Genomic DNA, 22,028 nt, shown 5'->3' with positions numbered 1-22,028 from the left:
GTTGGGGTGCGCAAAGCCTAATGCTTCCGCCACCACCTGCAAGGCCCGTCAGGGCGCGAAGGCCAAATCAACTGGTTGACCGATCCATCAGATCGCGATCCACCGCCAAGGATCGTTCGGCAATACGGATCAGCCTTGCCCATACCGCCGAAAAGGCGGTGGCATCGCCGCGTTCCAGACAGACCCGCAGGTCATTTGCCACTTGCCCCAGTGACAGCATGCCCAGATTTTCACCCATGGCCTGCAATTTGCGCAACTGGCGCGCCAGATCGGCCAGATCACGGGCGCGCACCTGTTCGGCCAGTGTGGCCATGGTCAAGGCCAATTCTGCCAGTGCCCGTGTGACGATCTGTTCGGCCGAAGCCGTGCCCAGATTGCGGTAGATTGAGGCGATTGCCTCGGCATCCTGTCTGACCCGGTCAGCCGGGCATAGTTTGACGACGTTCTCAGGCAACATGGCCCACACCTTTCTTGTTCACACCCGCGCCCAGTTGGCACCGGCAGGCTGAAGAAAAGGTTGCCTTCTTGGCATTATTCCTCTCGAATTTTCTGCGATTGCACCGTATTCGGGCGGCTGACAGGTCAGAAGGACGACAGGCATGAACGAGGCCCGGCCACTTCCCAGTTATCTTATCCAGCGCTTTCAAGGATGGCGTGCGACCACCTATCAGGACAACAAGGCCTGGTTTCGCCGCCTTGCCGAAAGTGGTCAGCACCCGCGGGCGATGGTCATTTCCTGCTGTGACAGCCGCGTCCATGTCACCTCGATCTTCGGGGCCGATGAAGGAGAGTTCTTCATTCACCGCAACGTGGCCAATCTGGTGCCGCCCTATAACCCCGATGGCGAATATCACGGCACCTCTGCGGCGGTGGAATATGCGGTCACCTCTTTGGGTGTGGCGCATATCGTGGTGCTGGGGCATTCCAACTGCGGCGGCGTCAAGGGCTGCCACGACATGTGTTGTGGCCTTGCCCCGGCGCTAGAGGAGAAGTCGTCTTTCGTTGGCCGCTGGATGGATATTCTGCGCCCGGGGTTTGAAAGGGTAAAGGACTTGCCCGAAGCCGATCGCCCCCGCGCGCTGGAAAAAGAGGCCGTGCTGGTCAGCCTTGAAAACCTGATGACCTTCCCCTTTGTGCGCCAAGCCGTTGAGGAAGAACGCCTGACGCTGCACGGATTGTGGAATGACACGGGCGAAGGCGCGTTGCAGCAGTTTGACCCGGCGCGGGGGTTCGTCTCGGTCTGACCAGCCAGAGACAGGCATGAAAAAACCCGCCCATTCGGGCGGGTTTTCTTGTCGCGGCGGGCGGGGCTTAGCCCTTTTTCAGGCACCGCTGGCCCAGAACTTCGGCGATCTGCACCGCGTTCAGGGCCGCACCCTTGCGCAGGTTGTCCGAAACGCACCACAGGTTCAGACCATTCTCGATCGTCTCATCCTGGCGGATGCGGCTGATATAGGTGGCATATTCGCCCACACATTCGATCGGGGTGATGTAACCGCCGGCCTCACGCTTATCGACAACCAGAATGCCCGGTGCTTCGCGCAGGATTTCGGTGGCTTCTTCCCAATCCAGATAATCCTCGAATTCGATATTGATCGATTCCGAATGGCCGACAAAAACCGGAACGCGCACGCAGGTGGCTGTGACCTTGATCTTGGGGTCAAGGATCTTCTTGGTCTCGACGACCATTTTCCACTCTTCCTTGGTATCGCCGGAATCAAGGAAAACATCGATATGCGGGATCACGTTGAAGGCGATCTGCTTGGGGTAAACCGATGGTGCCACTTCCTGACCGGGCACATACATGCCCTTGGTCTGGTTCCACAACTCGTCCATCGCCTCTTTGCCGGTGCCCGACACCGACTGATAGGTTGACACCACCACCCGCTTGATGCGCGCGCGGTCGTGCAGCGGCTTCAGCGCCACAACCATCTGCGCGGTCGAGCAGTTGGGGTTGGCGATGATGTTCTTGTTCTTGTAACGCACGACATCATCGGCGTTCACTTCCGGCACGATCAGCGGAATATCGGGATCATAGCGATACAGCGACGAGTTATCGATCACCACGCAGCCCTGGCTTGCGGCCTTGGGGGCGTAAAGTTTGGTGGCATCAGACCCGATGGCAAACAGCGCAATGTCCCATCCGGTGAAATCGAACGTGTCCAGATCCTGGGTCTTCAGGGTTTTCTCCCCAAAGCTGACTTCCGTGCCCAGCGACTTGCGGCTGGCAAGCGCGGCAATCTTGTCCACGGGGAATTCACGCTCTGCCAGGATGTTAAGCATTTCCTTGCCCACATTCCCGGTGGCGCCGACGACAACGACCTTATAGCCCATCTGGCCCTCCTGACGTCCCAAATCCGGGGCCGCATAGCGCAAAGGCGGGCTGGGGGGAAGGGGCGACCTGATCTGCTGGTGCAAAAGGCACCAAAGCGGGCTTAATCGTTACGGTTTTGCGCAAAGGCATAGACGGCAAGACCGATGGCCAGCCAGATCCCGATAAAGCCGAACAGGGCCACATAGGGCGCGGTCACTGGCGGCGGCCCCATGGCGGCATGCACCCGCCCGGTGGCAAGTTGCATCAACCCGGCCGAGCCGATGCCAAACAAGTTCAGCAAGGTCACCCCACGGCCCAGCAGATGCGGCGGGATAAAGGCCCGTCCATGCGCCACCGTCATCGGGAACGAGGCCCCGAAAAACCCAACCCCCATCAGCAGCCCCAGCGTGACCCAGCCCCCCGCCGATGGCAGGGCAAACAGCCCGGCAAGGCACAGCAGCGTCAGCAGATTGCCCGTCAGGATCAGCGCCTTGCGGGATTTGAACACGCGCTCAAGCGGGCCATAGGCGAAATTGCCAGCCACCATCGCCAGCCCCATGATCAGGCTGGCCTGCCCGATCAAGGCGGCATCGGCGGCAAAGACATCGCGGTAATAGGGGCCGATCCACAGCCCGCGGATGGCCGCAGCAGGGGCATAGCAGGCCGCCATCATGATCAGGATCGGCCACAGGGCGGGCAGGCGCAGCAGATCAAGCAGGCTGCCTTTCTGGTCGGTTGTCACCTGCTCGGGGTCGCGCACCAAGGCCACGATCATCACCGCCACAATCAGCGTCACCGCCGCCAAAGCCCCCAAGGTGCCCCGCCAGCCAATCAGATCAACCGCCATGGTCAGCGGCACCGAGGCGCCGATGTTGCCCAGATTTCCGACGCCGATGGTCACACCCGCCAAAGTGCCAAAAACCGCTGGCGCAAAGCTGCGGGCAAAGATGTAGAACGAGGCCATCAGCACCGGCGAACAGCCCACGCCAATCAGCGCCATGGCAATCTGAATGCTGGCAGGCCCTTGGGCCATTGCAAACAGCGCAGCCCCGCCACCACCGCCAAGCGCCAGCAGGCTGGCCGCTGTCCAGCGCGGGCCGATGCGATCCAGCGCAAGACCCACAGGCAGTTGCATCAGCGCAAAGGCCAGAAACCAATAGCCCGAGGCCGCAGCCATGTCGGCGGCAGTGGTGCCCAGATCAACGGCCAGAACCGGGGTCAGCACCGCCAGAAAGGCGCGGTAAAACTGGCTAAGCACATAGGCCGCCACAAGGGCCGCAAGTCCTGCGCGCATGGGGTATCCTTTTGGCTTGGCCCGGATCGGTGCGCCAAGGTATGGAAATCAAGCGCTTGCGCAAGCCCTGAAAACGGCGCCTGATCAGGGCAGAAACCGCGATGGGGGGTATCATGCGCGCGATCTTGCAGGGATTGGGTCTGTGCGCCGTTCTGGCTGGCATGGCGCAGGCGAATGACGGCTTTGGCGGGATCAGCGCCACTGGATTGACCTTTGGTCAGACCAATGCGGTTGCGATGGTAGAAGAAGATCTGTTCATCGGCATCGACCGCATTTCGGTTGATTACCTGTTCCGCAACACCTCGGCCCAGGATGTGACCGGTGAGGTTATCTTTCCGCTGCCGCCCATCTCGCTGGGGGCCATGATGATGTCAGACTGGAACCTGCCCGAAGACAGATCGCGCGAAAATCTGGTCGGCTTTTCCGTGACAGTCGAGGGCCAGCCCGTGCCCTTTCAGATCGACCGGCTGGCCGTGGTCGAGCCGCCATGGAGCGAGGATCGCCCGCTGTCAGAGCAATATGACACGCCGGGGCAGGATGTGACGGCATTGCTGCAAAGCCTTGATATTCCACTGTCTCTGGATGTTGATCTGGTGGTGGAACGGCTTGGGCAGGTGTCGGCCAAGGGGCGCGCGGCTTTGCTTGGGGCGGGGGCGATCGAGGTTTATGGCGATGGGTCGGGGGGCGACGAAATCGTGCCGAACTGGTCAATCGTGCTGCGCCATCACTGGACCCAGACCTTTCCCGCCGGGGCGGATCTGCGGATTTCGCACAGCTATGAAAACCGTCCTTCCGGGGGGATTTTCGTCTGGCGCGATCCGCCGTCGGACGACTGGTTGCAGCAGGTGACGGCGCAGTATTGCATTGATGCCGGCACCTCGGCCGCGATCATGAAACGGCTGAAGGGCAGCGCGTCAAGCGGCGAGGATTACGTCACGGGCATGGCGTGGAACATCGCCTATGTGCTGCGCACCGCCAACAGTTGGGCCGGGCCGATTGGCCGGTTTCAGCTGACGTTGGACAAGGGATCGGTCGATAACGTGATTTCCCTTTGCGCCAGCGGGATCAAGAAGACCGGGCCCACCACTTTTGTGATGGAAAAACAGAATTTTACGCCCCAGGATGATCTGGCGATCCTGGTGGTGCAGCCCTTGGGCGACTAGGTGGCCAGTGCCGTTGACCGGTGTTCGCGAACGGGCAGATGAACGATGGCCGAAAAGGCCCCGACGCCCACGCCGATCCACCAGACAAGGGTGTAATCGCCTGTGATGTCATACATTTTGCCACCCAGCCAGACGCCCAGAAAGCCGCCGATCTGGTGCGACAGAAACACAAAGCCGTAAAGCGTGCCCATGTAGCGCAGCCCATACAGATGCGCGACAAGGCCGCTGGTCAACGGCACGGTGGCCAGCCACAAGGCCCCCATCACCGCCGAGAAGATCAGCACCGATTCCGGCGTGATCGGCAGCAGGATAAAGGCCGCGGCGGCGATGGTGCGGCCTGTGTAAATGCCTGCCAGCAAATACTTTTTGGTGTATTTCTTGCCCAGATACCCGGCCGTTACCGTGCCGATGATATTGGCCAGCCCGATCACCGCAATGGCAACGGCGCCAAGGGCGGATGTGGTGGTGATGCCCATGCCGGCCAGCAAGCCTGCGGGGTCGATGGGGCCGCAAAGTTCGGTGACAAAGGCCGGGAAATGGGCCGTGATAAAGGCGAGTTGATAGCCGCAGGAAAAGAAGCCCAGAAAGATCATCGTATAGGACGGATCCTTGAAGGCGCGGACCAGCACTTGCCCCATGCTTTCCTCAAGCTCTTGTTTCGACGCCACTTTCGGAGAGCGGATGAAGGGCAGGGCAAAGAGCGCGCCAAGGATGACCACGGCAAAGATCACGAAGACCTGTTGCCAGTCATAGGATTGTAGCAAGACCTCGGCCGTGGGGGCGCCGATGACCTGACCGGCCGAGCCTGCGGCGGTGGCGATGCCAAGGGTCAGCGAGCGATGTTCCGGCGCGGCCGCGCGGCCAACCACGGCCAGCACAACGCCAAAGCCAGTGCCGGCGATGCCGAATCCTACAAGTATTTCAAGCAGTTGGTGTTGCCCCGGTGTCACGGCAAAGGACGACAGCACCAGCCCTGCGGCATAGGTCAGCGCCCCTGCGACAATGGCTTTGCGGTCGCCGAATTTCTCGGCCATCGCACCGAAAAGCGGCTGTCCGATGCCCCATGCAAGGTTTTGAATGGCGATGGCCAAGGAAAATTCGGCCCGCGCCCAGCCGAATTCTGACGCGATCGGGATCTGGAACACGCCAAAGCTGGCCCTGATGGCAAAGCCCAGCATCAAGATCACGCAACCGGCGATCAGAACCGGGGTGATCAGCGGGGCTTTTTCGGCATGTGTCATCGGGCGCTCCTGCTTGGGCGGCGGACTTTGGGCCGCGCACCTTGTGCGGTCAAATGCAAAGTTGTGCCCGGCACAATCGTGGTGCCGCCCGGCCGTGGTTTTGCCGTGGGGAAGCCGTGGTTTTTGCGTGCCACATCTGTGGTCACAGCTGTGACCACAGGGCAAAGGCGCAGATCAGGCGAAGCTGACCGGATCAGGGCCAAGGCGCCCGCCTGTCTCAAGGCCCGCCATGGCCTGCATCTCGGCCTCGGTCAGTTCGAAATCGAACAGGTCGATGTTTTCGGCCTGCCCTTCGGCGCGGGCCGAGCGGGGGATGGCCGAACAGCCCAGTTGCAGGTGCCAGCGCAAGATCACCTGCGCCGGGGTCTTGCCGCTGCGGGCGGTGATGGCGGCAACAACCGGATCGGCAAAGCAGGCCCCGCCGCCCAGCGGTTTCCAGCTTTGGGTGACGATGCCCAGACGATCATGCAGGGCGCGCAACTCGGCCTGTTGCAGGCGGGGGTGCAACTCGATCTGGTTCAGCACCGGCGTCACGCCCGTTTCGCCGATGATGCGTTCCAGATGATCGGGCAGAAAATTCGACACGCCGACCGAGCGCACCCGACCTTCGTCCCGCAGCCGAATCAGGGCGCGCCATGTTTCGACGTAAAGCCCCCTGGCCGGGCAGGGCCAGTGGATCAGCACCAGATCGGGCAAAAGGCCCAAGCGCGCCTCACAGGCTTCAAACGCGCGCAGGGTGGCGTCATGGCCTTGGGCATCGTTCCAGATCTTGGTGGTCACGAACAGCTGATCGCGGGCCAGTTCGCCTGCCTGCATGCCCGCGCGGATACCATCGCCCAGACCCTGTTCGTTGCCATACATCGCGGCCCCGTCAAACAAGCGGTAGCCGCGTGCGATGGCCCCCGAAACGGCCTGTGACGCCGTGTCTGCGGGGATCTGCCACAGACCAAGGCCCAGTTTCGGAATGCGGTTGCCATCGTTCAGTCTTAGCCGGGTCATCGTCTGCCTTTTCGCTGGTGGTGCAGATCGACCATGCGCGGGCGCGCGATGCAAGCGAAAAGGACGCCAGATCAGCGCGGGGCGTAGGGGGCGCGGGTCATGTCAACGGCTTGCCCGGTGCTGGCGCTTTCCTGTGCGGCCATGCCCATGGCAACCGCCCACCAGCCATCGGTCAGGCTGACCTCGGGGGCCTGCGTGCCGCGTGCGGCGCGGGCAAAGCCCTGATGTTGGTAAAAGGTTGATCCATTATGATCGCCTGCCGCCAAAAGCGTCGGATCGACCGGCACATCCAGTTCGCGCGGGCCTTTGGGGTTGCGGGGGCTGACGATGACTTTGGGCACCGGGGGTTCACCCAGATGCGCGGGCCAGAACCGGCCGGGGCCGGGCACAAGGCATTCGATCTTGCCCAAGGGGCCGGTGGCGGAAATCTCTTCCTGATAGCGGGCGCCTTCGGCGAACATGCACAGTTCCAGCATGGCGCGCAGGCCGCTTTCGAAATCGACGATCACATAGGCATTGTCCCAGATGTCGGGGGTTTCGCCGTTATAGCGTTCATCGAGATGGTTCACCGATTGCCCGGCACTGGCCATGATGCGCACCGGGTTGCAGCCGGCAATCAGGCGCATCAGATCAAAGAAATGGCAGCATTTTTCAACCAGAGTGCCGCCCGAGTTGCGGTTAAAGCGGTTCCAGTCGCCGACCTTTTCAAGGAAGGGAAAGCGGTGTTCGCGGATGGTCAGCATCTTGATGCCGCCCGTGGCCTCGGCCGCGTGCTGGATCAGATGGGCGACGGGGGGCATGTAGCGGTATTCCATCGCCACCCAGATCGGCGCGGGATAGGCGCTGCGCAGGGCGGCAAGGCGGGGGGCATCGGCCGGATCGGTGAACAGCGGCTTTTCGCACAGGATGGGCAGCGGGCGAATGGCGGCGATTTCTTCAAGCTGGGCCAGATGCAGGAAATTCGGGCTGACGATCATCAGCACGTTCACATCCGGGTGGCGCACCACCTCGGCCAGGCTGTGTGCCATGGCGGCACCGGGGGCCAGAGCGGCGGCCTGGGCGCGCATGGCGGGATCGGGTTCAAAGATCGCAGCGACGCTGGCGTTTTCCAACAGGGCGATGTTGCGCAGATGTTCCTGCCCCATCATGCCGCAACCGATGATGCCGTAGTTCAGTTTCATGATGTTCTCATTTCAAGCGGGCCACATAGGCCACTTTTTCGGGGTCATACCAGGTGAAGGACGCCTCGACCGAGCGGCCATCCTGCGCCCAGGTCACGCGGGTGATCAGGGGCAGGGTGGTGCCGGGGGCATGGGGAAATTCGGGGGGCGCCCAGTCGGGCAGGTGGCCAAGGCCCACACGATCTTCGGCGCGGCCGATCCACAGGTTAAGCCGTTGGCGGTAGTAGAGATAGAGCGATTCCGACAGGTCTTTGGGATCGATCCGGTCGGCCTGTGTGCCATCAAGCCAGATTTCTTCGACGGCGGCGGGAACGCCCGACAGAAAGCGCAGGCGGTGGATGCGGTGGCCATGATCTGACTGGCCAAAGGCGGGCAGGGCCGGGTCTTTGGGCAGCCGATCAACCGACAGAACGCGGGCCGTTGGCAGGCCGCCGCCCGACAAAAGCTCAATCCGCAGCAGGGCGTAAACCGAGGCGGGGTCGGATTTGGCGCGGATGTAATTGCCGCTGCCCTGAATGCTTTCCAGCAGCCCCTTGTCGGCCAGCACTTTCAGCGCCTGCCGCAGGGTGCCGACAGCAATGCCCAATTCGGCGGCCATCTCACGCTCTGGCGCAAGCCGAGAGCCGTCGATCAGGCGGCCAGAGGCGATATCACGGATCAGCAATTCGCTGATCTGCAGATAAAGCGGCAGGGCGCCGGGCTGGGACTTCGCGTTCGACATTCGCGTTCCATGAATTGATATAGGATTGATTTACATTTTGCCCGATGTTACGCAAGACAAAAGATGAGTCCCAGCCAAGGGATTTATGGCCCCGAACGGGGTGGATATGGGAGGAAGTTCATGACTGTGGTGCCCGTCACCTCGGCCGATCTGGATGCGTCTGAGGTCAGCTGGTTTGCCGCCTTGTGTTCGGATGATTACGCCTTTCTGGGCGTGCCGGATGGCAATCTGCGGTCAAGCTGGGAACATTGTTCCAGCATTGTGAAGGCAGCCGAAGGCCATGGGTTTCGCAATATTCTGTGCCCGTCCAGCTATCAGGTGGGGCAGGATACGTTGTCTTTCGTGGCGGGCTGTGCGCCGATCACCGAAAAGATCAACTTTCTGGCCGCGATCCGGTGCGGCGAAGTGCAGCCGGTGATGTTGGCGCGCACGGTTGCGACGCTGGACCATATGCTGAAGGGCCGGCTGACGCTGAACGTGATTTCGTCGGATTTTCCGGGCGAGGTGGCCGACAGCGCCTATCGTTACAAGCGCAGCCATGAGGTGGTCGAGATCCTGCGTCAGGCCTGGACGCGGGACGAGATTGAATATGATGGCGAGATCTACAAGATTTCCAAGGTCAGCGCCGACCCGGCCAAGCCCTATCAGCAAAACGGCGGGCCGCTGCTGTATTTTGGCGGCTATTCCCCCGATGCGCTGGAGTTGTGCGGGGCGCAATGCGACGTTTACCTGATGTGGCCCGAAACCAAGGATATGCTGGCGCAGCGGATGCGTGATGTGCATGCCCGCGCGGCGGCCCATGGCCGCACGCTGGATTATGGGCTGCGCGTGCATATGATTGTGCGCGACACCGAGGCCGAGGCGCGGGAATATGCAGACCACATCGCCAGCAAGCTGGATGATGAATATGGCACGTTGATCCGCAGCCGGGCGCATGACAGCATCAGTCTGGGTGTTGCGCATCAGGCGCGGGCACGGGAACTGGCTGACAAGTTCGGCTATACCGAGCCAAACCTGTGGACAGGCGTGGGCCGGGCGCGGTCGGGCTGTGGGGCGGCGCTGGTGGGCAGCACCGATCAGGTGCTGAGCCAGATCGAAGAGTATCGCAAGATGGGCATCCGTGCCTTTATCTTCTCGGGCTATCCGCATCTGGATGAGGCCGATCACTTTGGCACCAAGGTGCTGCCGCAGCTGAAGACCTGTTCGCTGCCACATGCTTATGGCCGGGTGCCTGCGCAAACGCCCGCCACCCCGCTTGGAAATGGAGTTCGTCGCTGATGCAGAAAATCGAGATCGCCCCCGGTATTGCCCTGTCGCGCCTGGTGTATGGCATGTGGCGTCTGGGAGATGACGAGGTGACATCGGCAGCCCATGTGCAGGCCAAGGTCGAGGCTTGCCTTGCCCAAGGCATCACCACGATGGATCAGGCCGACATCTACGGTGGCTATACCGCCGAGGCCCTGCTGGGCGAGGCGTTGAAGGCCGCCCCCGCCCTGCGCGACCAGATCGAGATTGTCACCAAATGCGATATCGTGGCCCCGGTGGGCCGCCATGCGGCGGCGCGGGTCAAGTATTATGACACCAGTGCCGCCCATATCACCGCCAGTGTCGAGACAAGTCTGCGCGACATGGGCACCGACCGGATTGATCTGTTGCTGGTGCATCGCCCCGATCCGCTGATGGATGCCTGCGAAACCGGGGCCTGTCTTGATGCGCTGGTGGCCAGTGGCAAGGTGCGGTCGGTGGGGGTGTCGAATTTCCGGCCATGGGATTTCACGCTGTTGCAATCGGCCATGCAGACCCGGCTGGTGACGAACCAGATCGAAATCTCGCTGACCTGCAATGCGCCCTTTACCAATGGCGATATCGCCTTTCACCAAGAGCGCGGCCTTCCCCTGATGGCCTGGAGCCCGCTGGCGGGGGGTAGCCTGTTGTCGGGCGCGCAAGCCCCGCTGCGCGAGGCGCTGCACCGTGTGGGGGCCGAGCAGGGGGTGGATTGGTCGGCGGTGGCTGTGGCCTGGCTGCTGCGGCATCCGGCGCGGATCTTGCCGGTGATGGGCACCAACAGCCTTGAACGCATTGGCCGGATTTCTGACGCGATGAAGGTCGAGATGGATCGTCAGACGTGGTTCGAGCTCTACACTTGTGCCCTTGGGCATGAAGTGCCGTAATGGCAGATGGAGCGGCTATGACAGAGATGGTGTTTACCCCAGAGGGCAATGCGCGGGCGTTTCGCGATGCTTTGGGGCGGTTTGCAACCGGCGTGACCGTGGTCACGATTGCGGGCCCCGAGGGTGCGATGGGGTTTACGGCCAACAGCTTTGCCGCCGTGTCGCTGGACCCGGCACTGGTTTTGTGGTCGCCGGCCAAATCCTCGACCCGCTTTGCCCATTTTGCGGGGGCACAGCATTATGCGATTCATGTTCTGGATCAGGATCATGCCGACTGGCTGACCCGTTTCAACCGGGGCGGGCAGGGATTTCACGGGCTGAGCCATGAGATCAACCCCGAAGGCGTGCCGGTGATTCACGGCGCCTTGGCACGGTTCGATTGTGTGCAACATGCGACCCACGAGGGAGGCGATCACCTGATCGTTGTGGGCCGGGTGTTGCGGGCCGCGCATCGCGAGGGCGCACCGCTGGTGTTCTCGCAAGGGCAATACGGACGGTTTGTGCCGGGGGCCTGAGGGGCCCTGGCGTCATCCCCCTTGGGAGAGGGGGCAGAGGGAGGAGGCACCAATGGGTGCAGTGCTGGGCCTGACGCGGGCCTTGGGGCAGGTGAATGCCGCCGTTCTGACGCTGGGCCGGGGCCTTGGGGCCCTGTGCATGGCGCTGATGGTGGTGATCATTCTGGTGCAGGTGTTCTGGCGCTATGTGCTGAACAACGCCCTTCCCTGGCCCGAAGAGGCCGCGCGCTTTCTGATGATCTGGGCCACCGGGCTGATGGCGGCCACGGCCTTTCGGCGTGGCGGGTTCGTGTCGATCGAGTTGTTCGTGCGGTTGCTGCCGGTGCGGGCGGCGTCGGTTCTGTCCCTGATCTTGCTGGGCCTGTGTCTGGTGGTGTTGTGGGTGGGTATCGGCATTTCCTGGAGTGAGGTGACGGGGATCGGCGGGCGCTTTGAAATGGATGCGCTGCGCTATCCGGCCACCTTGGATCTGTCGGTCTGGACCAAGGTGCCACGGGCCGCACAGATGGCGGGCATGCTGGTCGGGCTGATCTTGCTGATTGCCGTCTGCGTCGAGTTGATGTTGCGCAACCTTGTCAGCCTGATGGGGGGGCATGATCGCCTGCCCGAGATTGCCGATGCTGTCAGCCTGGGAGCGGAATGATGCTGAGCTTTTTCCTGCCGCTGTTCATGGTGTTTCTGTTTCTGGGCCTGCCGGTGTTTTTCGGCCTGATCGCCGCCCCCGGCATCTTGCTGTGGATGAACGGGCAAGAGCGCGACATCACGCTGCTGTATCGCAATGTCTATAACGGGATGGACAGCTTTCCGCTGATGGCGATTCCTTTCTTCATGATGGCGGGCGAGGTGATGAACAAGTCCAACATCACCCTGCGGCTGGTGGAGTTCAGTCAGGCGATGATGGGCCATTTGCGGGGCGGGTTGGCGCATGTGAATGTGCTGTCGTCGATGCTGTTTGCGGGGCTGTCCGGCTCGGCCGTGGCGGATGTCTCGGCCCTGGGGTCGATGCTGATTCCGGCGATGGAAAAGCAGGGCTATACCCGGCGCTTTGCGGCGGCGATCACGGCGGCCAGTTCGATCATCGGGCCGATCATTCCGCCGTCAGGCATCATGATCATTTACGCCTATGTCATGGGCGAGTCTGTGGCGGCGCTGTTTCTGGCGGGGATCGTGCCGGGGGCGCTGATCGGGATTTCGCTGATGATCATGATCTGGCTGATGGCCGACAAGTATGATCTGCCGGCCGCGACCAAGCGTGCCACCTGGGGCGAGAGGGGCACGGCCAGTCTGCGGGCGATCTGGCCGCTGATGACGCCGGTGATCATTCTGGGCGGTATTCTGGGCGGCATCTTCACCCCGACCGAGGCCGCGGCCATTGCCGTGGGATATTCGCTGATCATCGGGCTGTTCGTGATGCGCACGCTGAAATTCAGCGACCTGCCCGATATTCTGATCCGGTCGGGCATCACCTCGGCTGTGGTTCTGTTGCTGGTGGGGGCGGCGATGGCCTTCAAGACGGTGGCAAGCCTTGCCCACACGCCCGAAATACTGGCCGATTTCATCCTGTCGTTGTCTGATAACCCCTATATCCTGCTGTTTTTGATCAACATCCTGCTGTTCATCGTGGGGATGTTTCTGGATGCGGGCCCGGCGATCATCATTCTGGGGCCAATTCTGGGGCCGATCTTTGTGGAACTGGGGGTGAATTCGGTTCATTTTGCCATCATCATGGCGGTGAACCTGACGGTGGGTCTGTTGACCCCGCCGATGGGGCTGGTGCTGTTTGTCACCTCATCCGTCTCGGGGCTGCGGGTGGAAACCGTGGCCCGTGCTGCGATGCCGTTTCTTCTGGTTGAAGTGGCGGTGATCTTTTTGCTGACCTATTTCCCCGCGCTGACGCTGACCATTCCGCGTCTGTTCGGGTTCATCCAATAAACTTCAGATACCAAAGGGAGGAACCTAAATGCTGAAGAAAACCCTGAAGTCGCTGGTGCTGGCGACGGCTTTGGCGGGCACGGCCGGAACGGCGATGGCGCAAGACATCATGCTGCGGGCCACGGCCAATTCGAATGAAAATGACGAAGACTATGACGGTCTGGTCGTGTTCAAGAACTATGTCGAAAACGCCTCGAACGGGGCGATCGGCGTCGAGATTTTCATGGGCACGCAATTGTGCGGCAAGCCCGATGAATGCATGGCGGGCGTGTCGGATGGCACGATTGATATCTATATCTCGACCAGTGGCGGGGCGGCAGGTCTGTTCCCCTATGTGCAGGTGCTGGACCTGCCCTATCTGATGAGCGATGACCGTGTGGCCGAAGAAGTGCTGACCGGTGACTTTACCCGCATGATGCGCGGCATGGCCCTGGCCGACAGCGGCAACACCATTCGTCTGATGGCGATTGGCAACACCGGTGGCTGGCGCAACTATGCCAACACGAAAAAGCGCATTGCCACCCCGGGCGATCTGGCGGGCATGAAGATGCGCACGGTGCCGGCTGATCTGCCGCAGACGCTGGCCACCACGCTGGGGGCCTCGCCCACGCCGATTCCGTGGCCGGAACTGTTCACCAGCCTGCAAACCGGTGTGGTAGAGGGCACGGCAAACGGCATCACCGACATCATGTCGATGAAGTTCACCGATGCAGGCGTGAAATATATCACGCTGGATGGGCACAGCTATATGGGCGCCTTCTGGTGGATGAACAACGACCGCTTCATGGGCATGACCGACGATCAAAAGCGTGTTGTGCTGGATGGCATGGCCGCGCTGCAACAGGCAACTTTTGCCAGCCCCAAGCGCAAGGAAATTCAGGCCTATGCCGATTTCAAGGCTGCGGGTGGCGAGATCTATGTGCCGACAGCGGCGGAAAAGGCCGCGTTCAAGGAAGCGGTTGCCCCGGTGTTTGACTGGTTCAAAGGCAATGTGAAGGGCGGGCCAGAAGTGCTGGACGCCTTTATGAAGGCCGCTGCCGATGCCGAGGCCAAGATTGCGGCCGAACGTGCGGCTGATCTGAACTGATCGTCTGACCGATCTGCCAGAACCGCCCGGGGGAAACCCTGGGCGGTTTTTTGATGGCCGAGGGGGCCAGATCCTGGGCCCGGACCTTGGGCCTAGACCTTGGGGCTGGCCATGAAGCGGATGGCATGGACAAGGGATTTAAGCGCCACCAGTTTGGGCAGGCAACCCACTGCCCCCAGCCCGACCGCCTGTTCCACCAGCCCCGACGGGATCGTTTCGGCCATCAGCGCGATCCGCAGATCGGGGAATTGGGCAACGGCCTGTTTCAGCCCGGCCAAATCCGCCATCTCGGGCAGGGATAGATCAAGCAGCAGCAGATCAAAGGGGCCGTTCTGGCGGGCCATATCCAGTGCCGCGGCAAACCCATCTGCCGCCAGCATGTCGATCTGATCAATTTGCAAGGCGGTGGCAAAGCCTTGGGGAAGCGGCGGCTGGCCGTCAGCAATCAGAATACGCATTCACCTTTACCCCCGTACACGCCTAAGCTGCATATTGGGCAAGGAAATCGGCGAGAAGACGGCGGGAATCAGACCGGAATGTTGTCGATCAGTCGAACACCATCTAACCACGCAGCGGCCAGCATCCGCCGGGGGCGGGTCGGATCGTCTGATGGCATCAGCGTTTCGGCATCGCGCAATTCGATATATTCGACGCGGTCAAAGCCGGCTGCGCGGATGGCCTCGGCCGCCTCGCGGATGGCCATGCGATCAGATTGCCCGGCGCGGATATCGGCGGCGGCGGCGGTGACCGCGGCATACAGCACCGGGGCCTTGGCCCGGCCCGCGGCTGTCAGGCGCAGGTTGCGCGACGACATGGCAAGGCCATCATCCTCGCGGATGGTTTCGCAGCCGACGATATGCACCGGCAGGTTCAGATCGCGCACAAGACGCAGCACGACCTGCAATTGCTGCCAGTCTTTCTGGCCGAAATAGCCCCGGTCGGCCATTGTCATGCCAAACAGCTTGGTCACCACGGTGGCGACGCCATCGAAATGGCCGGGGCGCATCCGGCCTTCCAGCGGTTCAGAAACGCCGCTGACCGAAACGGTGGTGGCAAAGCCGTCGGGGTAAACCTCCTCTGGCTGGGGGGCAAAGATCACATCCACCGGCACCGTGGCCAGCAGCGCGGCATCGGCCTCTTCGCTGCGGGGATAGTGTTTCAGATCTTCGGGGTTGTTGAACTGTTTGGGGTTCACAAAAATGGTGGTGATCACCCGGTCACATTCGGCCCGCGCGGCGCGGGCAAGGCTGAGGTGCCCGTCATGCAGCGCGCCCATGGTTGGCACAACGCCCACCGTCTGCCCGGCAGATTTCCACGCACGCACATGCTGGCGCAGGTCGGCGACGCTGCGCAAAATCAGGGGAAGGGTCACGATTTCGCCTTTGCGGGAAGGACATCAGGAAAGGCATGTTCGGCGGCTGGAAAGCTGCGGGCGCGCACTTCGGCGGCATAGGTGGCAATGGCCTGATCGGCCTGTTTGCCCAGATCGGCATAGCGTTTCACGAATTTCGGACGGAAATCGGTGAACAGGCCCAGCATATCGTCAACCACCAGCACCTGACCGTCGCAATCGACGCCCGCGCCGATGCCGATGGTGGGGATGGTCAGCGCCTGCGTGATCTGCCCGGCAAGGCCCTGAGGCACCTTTTCCAGGACGATGGAAAAGGCCCCGGCTGCCTCGCAGGCGCGCGCATCGGCCATGACCTTGTCGGCCTCATCGGCGCGGCCCACCACCTTGTAGCCGCCCAAGGTGTTCACCGACTGTGGGGTCAGGCCGATATGGGCCATCACCGGCACGCCGCGCGCGGTCAGGAATGCGATGGTTTCGGCCATGGTCACGCCGCCTTCCAGCTTGACGGCGGGGGCGCCGGTTTCGGCCATCAGGCGGGCGGCGTTGCGATAGGCCTGCTGGGGGCTTTCTTCATAGCTGCCAAAGGGCATGTCGATCACCGCCATGGCTTTGGACAGGCCGCGCACCACGGCGCGGCCATGCAGGATCATCATCTCCATCGTGACGCCCACGGTCGAGGGCAGGCCATGCAGCACCATGCCCAGACTGTCACCCACCAGCGCCACGTCGCAATGCGGATCAACCAGACGGGCGACGGGGGTGGTATAGGCGGTCAGCACCACAAGCGGGGCGCTGCCTTTGCGGGCCTTGATGTCGGGCGGAAGCACCGGACGGGTGGGGGCGGTGGCACTCATCGTCAGGTCTCCTTGGACCGCAGATTCATCAACTGCCTGTCATAAGTGCATCACTCGCCTGCAATGCGCAAGATTTTTGCGCTGCACCGCGGCACGTTGCCAAGGCTTGACGCTGCGGCCCGCGCCATGCCCAATCAGCGCAAAGATGGAGATGCGCATGACCCTGATCGAACGCCTGACGCGTGATGCCTGCCCGCCCGAGGTGGACCGGCCCGACCCGGCCAAAGTGGTTTCCGGCGACCCCGTGCATACCACATGGAACCTGGAGGAGGTGGATGGCCTGTATTGCGGGATGTGGCAATCAACCCCCGGCATCTGGCGCGTCAGCTATGCCGAATGGGAATATGTGCATATTCTGCAAGGCCATTCGATCCTGACCGGCGCCGATGGCAGCGTGACGCATTTGCGGGCCGGGGACAGCTGGATCATCCGTCCGGGGTTTGAGGGGACGTGGGAAGTGGTGGAAACCACGCTGAAGGATTATGTGATCCGGGCCTGAGCCCGGTCCTTGGGACGGGGCTTGGCGCTGACCATGGCTACCCCGGCCCCGGCCAGTGCCAGCCCAAGCCAGGCAAGGGCGGGCATCGCCTCGCCCAGCAGGGGCCAGGCGAAAAGGGCAGACAGGGCTGGCACAAGGTAGAACAGCGACGAGACGCGGCTGACCTCTCCAGCGCGGATCATGGCCAGCAGCAGTGACATGGCAAGGATGGAATTGCCGATCACCAGATAGGCCAGGATCGCGATGAATTCGCCGTTCCAGATCAGGGTGTTATCCTCGGTCATCAGGGCAAGGGGCACGGTAAAGACGGCCCCCACGGCATATTGGATCAGGTTCGATGTGACGGGGTGATGGCTGACGCCAAACCGCTTTTCATACAACGTGCCTGCGGTGATGCCGATCAGCGCCACCACGGTCAGCACCACGCTGAGGATGGGTTCCGCCCGCACCCCGGCGCGCGACAGGATCACGATCAGCGCCCCGGCCAGCCCAAGGCCCAGACCGGCCCAGGCCTTGCGGTTCACCGGTTCGCCCAGCAGGCGGGGGGCCAGCAGGGCGATCAGGATGGGTTGCAGGCAGACGATGATGGCAAGGCCCCCCGCCGACATACCGGCCTTGAAGGCCAGATAGGCCATCCCGAAATAGACCACCTGAATCAAAAAGCCGACCAGTGCGACATCGGCCACCGCGCGCCATGTCTTTGGCATCGGGGGGCGCAGCACCAGCGCCACGGGGGCCAGCAGCGCAAGAACCAAGCTGTAGCGCAGCGCCAGCAGGGTGATCGGCTGGGCATGGGTCAGCCCCAGTTTGGCAATGGCAAACCCGGCCGACCACAGCACAAGAAAGATGGCAGGGGCGGCAATCAGCCAAAGGGGGCGCGGGGTGTTCATGGCCGCGACTATCACCGCCGATGTTCCAAAAGAAAAGGCCCCCTGTGGGGGGGCCGTTTTGTCTAAGGCTTACGTCGAAAAGCTTACAACGGCACGTCGCCAGAATCGGCGGGCAGGCCATCGCGCGGGTCGTCGAACACCGGCGGCGGATCATTGGCAATCGCCTCGGCGCTGTAGATCCGTTCGGGGTCAACCGAGCGGGCAGGCAACTCGACGCCGCGGTTATAGTTCTCGGGGTCAACGCGCAGCGATTCTTCCTCAGACCGGACGTGAACAGGCGTGCCCAGCGGCACCATGTCATAAAGTGCGATCACATCCTGGTTGAACATGCGGATACAACCCGCCGAGCCGGAATTGCCGATCGATTCCCAATCATTGGTGCCGTGGATACGGAAATAGGTGTCGCGCCCCCCTTTGTAGAGATACAGCGCCCGCGCCCCCAAGGGGCTGCGACGGCCGCCCGGAATGCCACGGGCAAAGGCGCCATACACCTCGGGTTCGGTGCGCAGCATGTTGCGGGTGGGGGTCCAGCCCGGCCATTTGCGCTTAAGCTGAATGGTGCCATTGCCCGAAAACGCCTTGCCCGCCCGGCCGACGCCAATCGGAAAGCGGATGGAATCGTTCCCCTCGCGCACGAAGTAAAGGAATTTGGCATAGGGATCGACATCAATGGTGCCAACGGGCTGTTCGCCCAGATAGATGCCCGTGATGCGCCGATTGACGCCTTGGGTGTATTGGGCCGGAATGGCGGGCAAGGCATAGCCGCTGTCAAAGATCGGGCCATAGCCTTCCATATGGCCGGGGGTCGCGGGTGCAACATCCGAAGGGGCGGGCCCGCAGGCAGACAGAGCGGCAAGCCCGGTCATCGAGAGAAAACGGCGGCGGCTGAGCTGGGCAACGAACATGAACGACCTGCGGCAATGAGAATCACGACTTGGTATCACGCAGGTGCAGCAAGGCAAAAGCCGTTAACGCGGTCGTGATGGCGCATTGGGGCCGTGTGTGATGCAAAAACCGGGCTTTGGCGGGCTGTGATTGCGAAAGCTGGGGCTGATGGGGGCGAATTGGCCCCGGATCAAGGGGGCTGGCCGTTTGGGGCAATCGCGGGGTGGGCTTTGCCGGGGGGCTGCAACCGGCCAAGGCTCGCGCTTTTGTGTGTGGGGGCTTTCTCGACAGGGGGCGGGGCTTGGGCTAGGGCTGGGGCATGGAAAGGTTGCGTTTTGGTTTACTCTCGCTGCTTGTGGTGATGATGTTGCCATGGGGGGCCTATGTGCGCGCCGCACAAGTGGCGGCGCCGCCCGACGCGCCTGCCGTCTTGGCCCAGTCTTTGGTGCGGGCGGGTCTGGCGCCGCATCGGTGCCGCACCGCCACCTTGCCCGGCTCGGTTTGCAGTCTGGAGTTTCTTGCAGATGACGCGGGCCTGACCACAAAGACGCCGCCAGACGGCATCACACCTGCGCAAGATGACGACACACCTGCCAGCCCCTGGCACGATGCAGTGCCTTTGCCGCCTCCCCGGCTGGACTGATCCGCCCCCGCGTTTGATCAGTCTGCAAAGGATATGACATGTTGACCCGAAGACACTTCGTCTCTGCTTCGGCGGCTGCGCTGCTTTCGGCCTGCGCCCCGGCCAGACCCGTGGCCGAATTGCCCGAGGCCGCCCCCGACTGGCCCCCCTTGCCCGCCCGCTATGGCGCGGTGCAGGGCGAACCCTATCCGGTGCCCGCCGTGCCCGAAGGCGTGGTTGCCCCGCATTTGTGGCGGCAAGAGGTGCCCAACCCCTTTCCCCAAGAGGTGCAGGGCACCATCATCGTCAATCCCTTGGCGGGGTTTCTGTATCTGGTGCAAGACGCCGACCGTGCGCTGCGATACGGGGCGGGAACCGGGGCCGAGGCTTTTGCCTGGACCGGCGCGGCGCGGTTGCAATTCGCCCGCAAATGGCCGGTGTGGAAAGCGCCGGATACCATGATCGCCCGCCGCCCTGAATTCGCGCCCTATTCGGTGGCCAATGGCGGTATGCCGCCAGGCCCGGGCAACCCGCTGGGGGCGCGGGCGCTGTATCTGTTTCAGAACGGGCAGGATACCTTGTATCGCATTCATGGGGCCTGTGAGCCGGAATATCTGGGCAAGGCGGTGTCGTCTGGCTGTATTCGCCTGCTCGATCAGGATGCGATTGATCTTTATGATCGCGCGCCGCACGGGGCCAAGGTCGTGGTGCTGTCAGCCGCCGCCGACGCGGCGATGAAGGGCCTTTACTGACCCCCCCGTGCTGTGCGGGGCCAGCACAAGATGGGGGCCAACCCGGCCCCCATCCTGCGGCACCCTTTACCCGACGACGTTGAATCCCGGCCCATAGGGATAGCCGGTGATGTTTTCATTGCCGTCTTCGGTGATGACCAGAATGTCATGCTCACGATAGCCGCCAGCACCCGGCTGGCCATCGGCGATGGTCAGCATCGGCTCCATGCTGATCACCATGCCCGGCTCCAGCACCGTGTCGATATCCTCGCGCAGCTCTAGCCCGGCCTCGCGGCCATAGTAATGCGACAGCACGCCAAAGCTGTGGCCATAGCCAAAAGTGCGGTATTGCAGCAGATCACGCTCGGCAAAGAAATCGTTGATCTTGTGGGTCACCTCGGCGCAGCTGGCACCCGGCTTCAGCAGGGTCATGCCATATTCATGGGCGGCCACGTTTGCCTCCCAGATCTTCAGGCTGGCGGCGTCCACCTCGCCCACGAACAACGTGCGTTCCAGCGCGGTGTAATAGCCCGAGATCATCGGAAAGCAGTTCAACGAGAGAATATCGCCGCGCTTCAGCGCCCGGTTGGTGACAGGGTTATGCGCGCCGTCGGTGTTCAGCCCCGACTGGAACCAGACCCAGGTGTCGCGGTATTCGGCATCGGGGAAACGCTTGGCGATCTCGCGCTCCATCGCATCGCGCCCGGCCATCGAGACTTCCAGCTCGGTCACGCCTTCGCGAATTGCCTCGCGGATCGCATAGCCGCCCACATCGGCCACATTCGCCCCATGCTTGATCAGCGCAATCTCGGCGGGTGATTTCATCATGCGCTGCTGCATGGTGGCGGGGGCAATATCCATGCCACGCTTGGGCTTAAGGAAAGCGTTCAGCTTTTCGGCACGTTCCATCGTCAGATGGTCAGCCTCGACCCCGATGGATTTGCCCTCACCCGTGACGCTGGCCACCGCCCGCCAGAAATTGTCGCGCTTCCAATCGGTATAGGTGATGTTGTCGCCGATGCTACGGCGCCACGGCTGGCCTGCGTCAATGCCGGCGCTGATGGTCACACAATCGGTGGCAGTGACAACACAGGCATAGGGCCGCCCGAATGAGCAATAGAGAAAGCCCGAGTAATAGGCGACATTGTGCATCGAGGTCATCACGATGGCATCCAGCGAATGCAGCTCCATGATGTCGCGCAGACCGGCCAGACGGTCGGCATATTCCTCATCGGCGAAGGGCAGCGCATCTTTGCGCCCGCCATTGTGATAGCGGTATTGTTCCGGGCGGATAAGTGTCATGGTTCAGACCCTTTCACACGGGGTCATCTGTGCCAGACCCCGAAAGGTCCCGGCGTGCAGGACGGTGGCGGCAACAACCGCAAGCGTCGGGAGGCTCCTCCCTGTGGCGACGCCATCGCCACGGCTCGGCCCGCAAGATGCACCGGGCCGAGGGTTCTGGCAAGGGGGTATGGGGGCGGTGGGGTGCGTGGGGGGGGGGCCTGGAGCGGAGGGTCGTGGACTGCGCGGCAGATGGCCGCTTCAAGGCCGAAGCGAACAATCAATCAAGTCGGAGTG

At 62.3% G+C, this 22,028-nt stretch carries 24 protein-coding genes; 11 read left to right on the top strand and 13 right to left on the bottom strand.

All coding sequences use genetic code 11. The annotated features are described in order from the left end of the window. Window positions 1–67: 67 nt before the first annotated feature. Complete coding sequence (locus tag V3C85_RS16355) at window positions 68–457, bottom strand: hypothetical protein (protein ID WP_331796443.1); 390 nt, start codon at window positions 455–457, stop codon at window positions 68–70. 142 nt (window positions 458–599) lie between these two features. Between V3C85_RS16355 and V3C85_RS16350 the strand changes: the two genes are divergently transcribed. After that, a complete protein-coding gene (locus V3C85_RS16350) occupies window positions 600–1,244 on the top strand; it encodes a carbonic anhydrase (protein WP_331796442.1) in 645 nt (214 codons plus the stop codon). 67 nt (window positions 1,245–1,311) lie between these two features. On the opposite strand, the gene V3C85_RS16345 is transcribed toward V3C85_RS16350, so the two are convergent. Continuing rightward, window positions 1,312–2,334, bottom strand: coding sequence for an aspartate-semialdehyde dehydrogenase (locus tag V3C85_RS16345; protein WP_331796441.1), 1,023 nt, complete (start codon window positions 2,332–2,334; stop codon window positions 1,312–1,314). 101 nt (window positions 2,335–2,435) lie between these two features. Beyond that, the gene (locus tag V3C85_RS16340; RefSeq protein ID WP_331796440.1) at window positions 2,436–3,608 is read right to left on the bottom strand and encodes an MFS transporter; all 1,173 of its coding nucleotides are present in this window, start codon (window positions 3,606–3,608) and stop codon (window positions 2,436–2,438) included. A 113-nt stretch (window positions 3,609–3,721) separates the two neighbouring features. On the opposite strand from V3C85_RS16340, the gene V3C85_RS16335 reads away from it, so the two are divergent. After that, window positions 3,722–4,771 carry a DUF4424 family protein gene (locus V3C85_RS16335; protein ID WP_331796439.1) on the top strand — a complete coding sequence of 350 codons (1,050 nt, stop codon included), beginning with the start codon at window positions 3,722–3,724 and terminating at the stop codon, window positions 4,769–4,771. On the opposite strand, the gene V3C85_RS16330 is transcribed toward V3C85_RS16335, so the two are convergent. The 4 genes from V3C85_RS16330 to V3C85_RS16315 form a co-directional block, all read right to left on the bottom strand. Beyond that, window positions 4,768–6,012 (bottom strand): MFS transporter, encoded by a 1,245-nt coding sequence (locus V3C85_RS16330; RefSeq protein WP_331796438.1) that lies wholly within the window; start codon window positions 6,010–6,012, stop codon window positions 4,768–4,770. The two genes, V3C85_RS16335 and V3C85_RS16330, sit on opposite strands and share 4 nt — an antisense overlap. Window positions 6,013–6,186: 174 nt before the next feature. Continuing rightward, window positions 6,187–7,011, bottom strand: a complete 825-nt coding sequence (locus tag V3C85_RS16325; RefSeq protein WP_331796436.1) for an aldo/keto reductase — start codon at window positions 7,009–7,011, stop codon at window positions 6,187–6,189. A gap of 71 nt (window positions 7,012–7,082) precedes the next feature. Continuing rightward, window positions 7,083–8,192, bottom strand: a complete 1,110-nt coding sequence (locus V3C85_RS16320) for a Gfo/Idh/MocA family protein (RefSeq protein ID WP_331796434.1) — start codon at window positions 8,190–8,192, stop codon at window positions 7,083–7,085. A 7-nt stretch (window positions 8,193–8,199) separates the two neighbouring features. Next, a complete protein-coding gene (locus V3C85_RS16315; protein ID WP_331796433.1) occupies window positions 8,200–8,913 on the bottom strand; it encodes a GntR family transcriptional regulator in 714 nt (237 codons plus the stop codon). Window positions 8,914–9,033: 120 nt separating this feature from the next. Between V3C85_RS16315 and V3C85_RS16310 the strand changes: the two genes are divergently transcribed. Genes V3C85_RS16310 through dctP form a run of 6 tightly spaced genes read left to right on the top strand, consistent with a single transcriptional unit; the run spans window position 9,034 to window position 14,618 of the window. Continuing rightward, window positions 9,034–10,191 carry an LLM class flavin-dependent oxidoreductase gene (locus tag V3C85_RS16310; RefSeq protein WP_331796432.1) on the top strand — a complete coding sequence of 386 codons (1,158 nt, stop codon included), beginning with the start codon at window positions 9,034–9,036 and terminating at the stop codon, window positions 10,189–10,191. Further along, window positions 10,191–11,084 carry an aldo/keto reductase gene (locus tag V3C85_RS16305; RefSeq protein ID WP_331796431.1) on the top strand — a complete coding sequence of 298 codons (894 nt, stop codon included), beginning with the start codon at window positions 10,191–10,193 and terminating at the stop codon, window positions 11,082–11,084. The genes V3C85_RS16310 and V3C85_RS16305 overlap by 1 nt, the downstream gene beginning before the upstream one ends. A 17-nt stretch (window positions 11,085–11,101) precedes the next feature. After that, complete coding sequence (locus tag V3C85_RS16300) at window positions 11,102–11,599, top strand: flavin reductase family protein (protein ID WP_331796429.1); 498 nt, start codon at window positions 11,102–11,104, stop codon at window positions 11,597–11,599. A gap of 52 nt (window positions 11,600–11,651) precedes the next feature. Next, on the top strand, window positions 11,652–12,242 hold the full coding sequence (locus V3C85_RS16295; protein WP_331796427.1) for a TRAP transporter small permease: 591 nt from the start codon (window positions 11,652–11,654) through the stop codon (window positions 12,240–12,242). Beyond that, window positions 12,242–13,531 carry a TRAP transporter large permease gene (locus V3C85_RS16290; RefSeq protein WP_331796815.1) on the top strand — a complete coding sequence of 430 codons (1,290 nt, stop codon included), beginning with the start codon at window positions 12,242–12,244 and terminating at the stop codon, window positions 13,529–13,531. Before V3C85_RS16295 ends, V3C85_RS16290 begins: the two co-directional genes overlap by 1 nt. 28 nt (window positions 13,532–13,559) lie before the next feature. Beyond that, window positions 13,560–14,618: a TRAP transporter substrate-binding protein DctP gene (gene dctP, locus V3C85_RS16285; RefSeq protein WP_331796426.1), complete on the top strand. Its 1,059-nt coding sequence runs from the start codon at window positions 13,560–13,562 to the stop codon at window positions 14,616–14,618. Between the two features lie 92 nt (window positions 14,619–14,710). Here dctP and V3C85_RS16280 read toward each other — a convergent pair whose 3' ends face one another. The 3 genes from V3C85_RS16280 to panB all read right to left on the bottom strand — a co-directional run bounded on the left by V3C85_RS16280 (window position 14,711) and on the right by panB (window position 16,823). Beyond that, window positions 14,711–15,076 (bottom strand): response regulator, encoded by a 366-nt coding sequence (locus tag V3C85_RS16280; RefSeq protein ID WP_331796425.1) that lies wholly within the window; start codon window positions 15,074–15,076, stop codon window positions 14,711–14,713. Between the two features lie 68 nt (window positions 15,077–15,144). Further along, complete coding sequence (panC, locus tag V3C85_RS16275; RefSeq protein WP_331796424.1) at window positions 15,145–15,990, bottom strand: pantoate--beta-alanine ligase; 846 nt, start codon at window positions 15,988–15,990, stop codon at window positions 15,145–15,147. Then, entirely contained in the window at window positions 15,987–16,823 is an 837-nt protein-coding gene (gene panB, locus V3C85_RS16270; protein WP_331796423.1) for a 3-methyl-2-oxobutanoate hydroxymethyltransferase, read from the bottom strand. Before panB ends, panC begins: the two co-directional genes overlap by 4 nt. Window positions 16,824–16,980: 157 nt before the next feature. Here panB and V3C85_RS16265 point away from each other — a divergent pair, with 157 nt between their 5' ends. After that, the gene (locus tag V3C85_RS16265; protein WP_331796422.1) at window positions 16,981–17,322 is read left to right on the top strand and encodes a cupin domain-containing protein; all 342 of its coding nucleotides are present in this window, start codon (window positions 16,981–16,983) and stop codon (window positions 17,320–17,322) included. Here the strand turns inward: V3C85_RS16265 and V3C85_RS16260 are convergent. Then, the gene (locus V3C85_RS16260; RefSeq protein ID WP_331796420.1) at window positions 17,304–18,212 is read right to left on the bottom strand and encodes a DMT family transporter; all 909 of its coding nucleotides are present in this window, start codon (window positions 18,210–18,212) and stop codon (window positions 17,304–17,306) included. The two genes, V3C85_RS16265 and V3C85_RS16260, sit on opposite strands and share 19 nt — an antisense overlap. An 83-nt stretch (window positions 18,213–18,295) precedes the next feature. After that, entirely contained in the window at window positions 18,296–19,117 is an 822-nt protein-coding gene (locus V3C85_RS16255; RefSeq protein WP_331796418.1) for a L,D-transpeptidase, read from the bottom strand. 299 nt (window positions 19,118–19,416) lie between these two features. Between V3C85_RS16255 and V3C85_RS16250 the strand changes: the two genes are divergently transcribed. Next, on the top strand, window positions 19,417–19,740 hold the full coding sequence (locus V3C85_RS16250; protein ID WP_331796417.1) for a hypothetical protein: 324 nt from the start codon (window positions 19,417–19,419) through the stop codon (window positions 19,738–19,740). Window positions 19,741–19,778: 38 nt separating this feature from the next. Next, on the top strand, window positions 19,779–20,471 hold the full coding sequence (locus V3C85_RS16245; RefSeq protein ID WP_331796416.1) for a L,D-transpeptidase: 693 nt from the start codon (window positions 19,779–19,781) through the stop codon (window positions 20,469–20,471). Window positions 20,472–20,537: 66 nt separating this feature from the next. Here the strand turns inward: V3C85_RS16245 and V3C85_RS16240 are convergent, their stop codons facing one another. Continuing rightward, on the bottom strand, window positions 20,538–21,752 hold the full coding sequence (locus tag V3C85_RS16240; RefSeq protein WP_331796415.1) for a M24 family metallopeptidase: 1,215 nt from the start codon (window positions 21,750–21,752) through the stop codon (window positions 20,538–20,540). Window positions 21,753–22,028 lie beyond the last annotated feature (276 nt).

The sequence above is a fragment of the Pseudotabrizicola sp. L79 genome, from assembly GCF_036553525.1.
Lineage (GTDB): Bacteria > Pseudomonadota > Alphaproteobacteria > Rhodobacterales > Rhodobacteraceae > Pseudotabrizicola.
The sequence above is the reverse complement of the archived record's forward strand: the minus strand, read 5'-3'. Positions and strand labels throughout refer to the sequence as shown.

Excerpts from the sequence above, each read along its gene's own strand:
- V3C85_RS16355 (WP_331796443.1), bottom strand. The coding sequence starts at position 457 with ATGTTGCCTGAGAACGTCGTCAAACTATGCCCGGCTGACCGGGTCAGA.
- V3C85_RS16350 (WP_331796442.1), top strand. The coding sequence starts at position 600 with ATGAACGAGGCCCGGCCACTTCCCAGTTATCTTATCCAGCGCTTTCAA.
- V3C85_RS16345 (WP_331796441.1), bottom strand. The coding sequence starts at position 2,334 with ATGGGCTATAAGGTCGTTGTCGTCGGCGCCACCGGGAATGTGGGCAAG.
- V3C85_RS16340 (WP_331796440.1), bottom strand. The coding sequence starts at position 3,608 with ATGCGCGCAGGACTTGCGGCCCTTGTGGCGGCCTATGTGCTTAGCCAG.
- V3C85_RS16335 (WP_331796439.1), top strand. The coding sequence starts at position 3,722 with ATGCGCGCGATCTTGCAGGGATTGGGTCTGTGCGCCGTTCTGGCTGGC.
- V3C85_RS16330 (WP_331796438.1), bottom strand. The coding sequence starts at position 6,012 with ATGACACATGCCGAAAAAGCCCCGCTGATCACCCCGGTTCTGATCGCC.
- V3C85_RS16325 (WP_331796436.1), bottom strand. The coding sequence starts at position 7,011 with ATGACCCGGCTAAGACTGAACGATGGCAACCGCATTCCGAAACTGGGC.
- V3C85_RS16320 (WP_331796434.1), bottom strand. The coding sequence starts at position 8,192 with ATGAAACTGAACTACGGCATCATCGGTTGCGGCATGATGGGGCAGGAA.
- V3C85_RS16315 (WP_331796433.1), bottom strand. The coding sequence starts at position 8,913 with ATGTCGAACGCGAAGTCCCAGCCCGGCGCCCTGCCGCTTTATCTGCAG.
- V3C85_RS16310 (WP_331796432.1), top strand. The coding sequence starts at position 9,034 with ATGACTGTGGTGCCCGTCACCTCGGCCGATCTGGATGCGTCTGAGGTC.
- V3C85_RS16305 (WP_331796431.1), top strand. The coding sequence starts at position 10,191 with ATGCAGAAAATCGAGATCGCCCCCGGTATTGCCCTGTCGCGCCTGGTG.
- V3C85_RS16300 (WP_331796429.1), top strand. The coding sequence starts at position 11,102 with ATGACAGAGATGGTGTTTACCCCAGAGGGCAATGCGCGGGCGTTTCGC.
- V3C85_RS16295 (WP_331796427.1), top strand. The coding sequence starts at position 11,652 with ATGGGTGCAGTGCTGGGCCTGACGCGGGCCTTGGGGCAGGTGAATGCC.
- V3C85_RS16290 (WP_331796815.1), top strand. The coding sequence starts at position 12,242 with ATGCTGAGCTTTTTCCTGCCGCTGTTCATGGTGTTTCTGTTTCTGGGC.
- dctP (WP_331796426.1), top strand. The coding sequence starts at position 13,560 with ATGCTGAAGAAAACCCTGAAGTCGCTGGTGCTGGCGACGGCTTTGGCG.
- V3C85_RS16280 (WP_331796425.1), bottom strand. The coding sequence starts at position 15,076 with ATGCGTATTCTGATTGCTGACGGCCAGCCGCCGCTTCCCCAAGGCTTT.
- panB (WP_331796423.1), bottom strand. The coding sequence starts at position 16,823 with ATGAGTGCCACCGCCCCCACCCGTCCGGTGCTTCCGCCCGACATCAAG.
- V3C85_RS16265 (WP_331796422.1), top strand. The coding sequence starts at position 16,981 with ATGACCCTGATCGAACGCCTGACGCGTGATGCCTGCCCGCCCGAGGTG.
- V3C85_RS16260 (WP_331796420.1), bottom strand. The coding sequence starts at position 18,212 with ATGAACACCCCGCGCCCCCTTTGGCTGATTGCCGCCCCTGCCATCTTT.
- V3C85_RS16255 (WP_331796418.1), bottom strand. The coding sequence starts at position 19,117 with ATGTTCGTTGCCCAGCTCAGCCGCCGCCGTTTTCTCTCGATGACCGGG.
- V3C85_RS16250 (WP_331796417.1), top strand. The coding sequence starts at position 19,417 with ATGGAAAGGTTGCGTTTTGGTTTACTCTCGCTGCTTGTGGTGATGATG.
- V3C85_RS16245 (WP_331796416.1), top strand. The coding sequence starts at position 19,779 with ATGTTGACCCGAAGACACTTCGTCTCTGCTTCGGCGGCTGCGCTGCTT.
- V3C85_RS16240 (WP_331796415.1), bottom strand. The coding sequence starts at position 21,752 with ATGACACTTATCCGCCCGGAACAATACCGCTATCACAATGGCGGGCGC.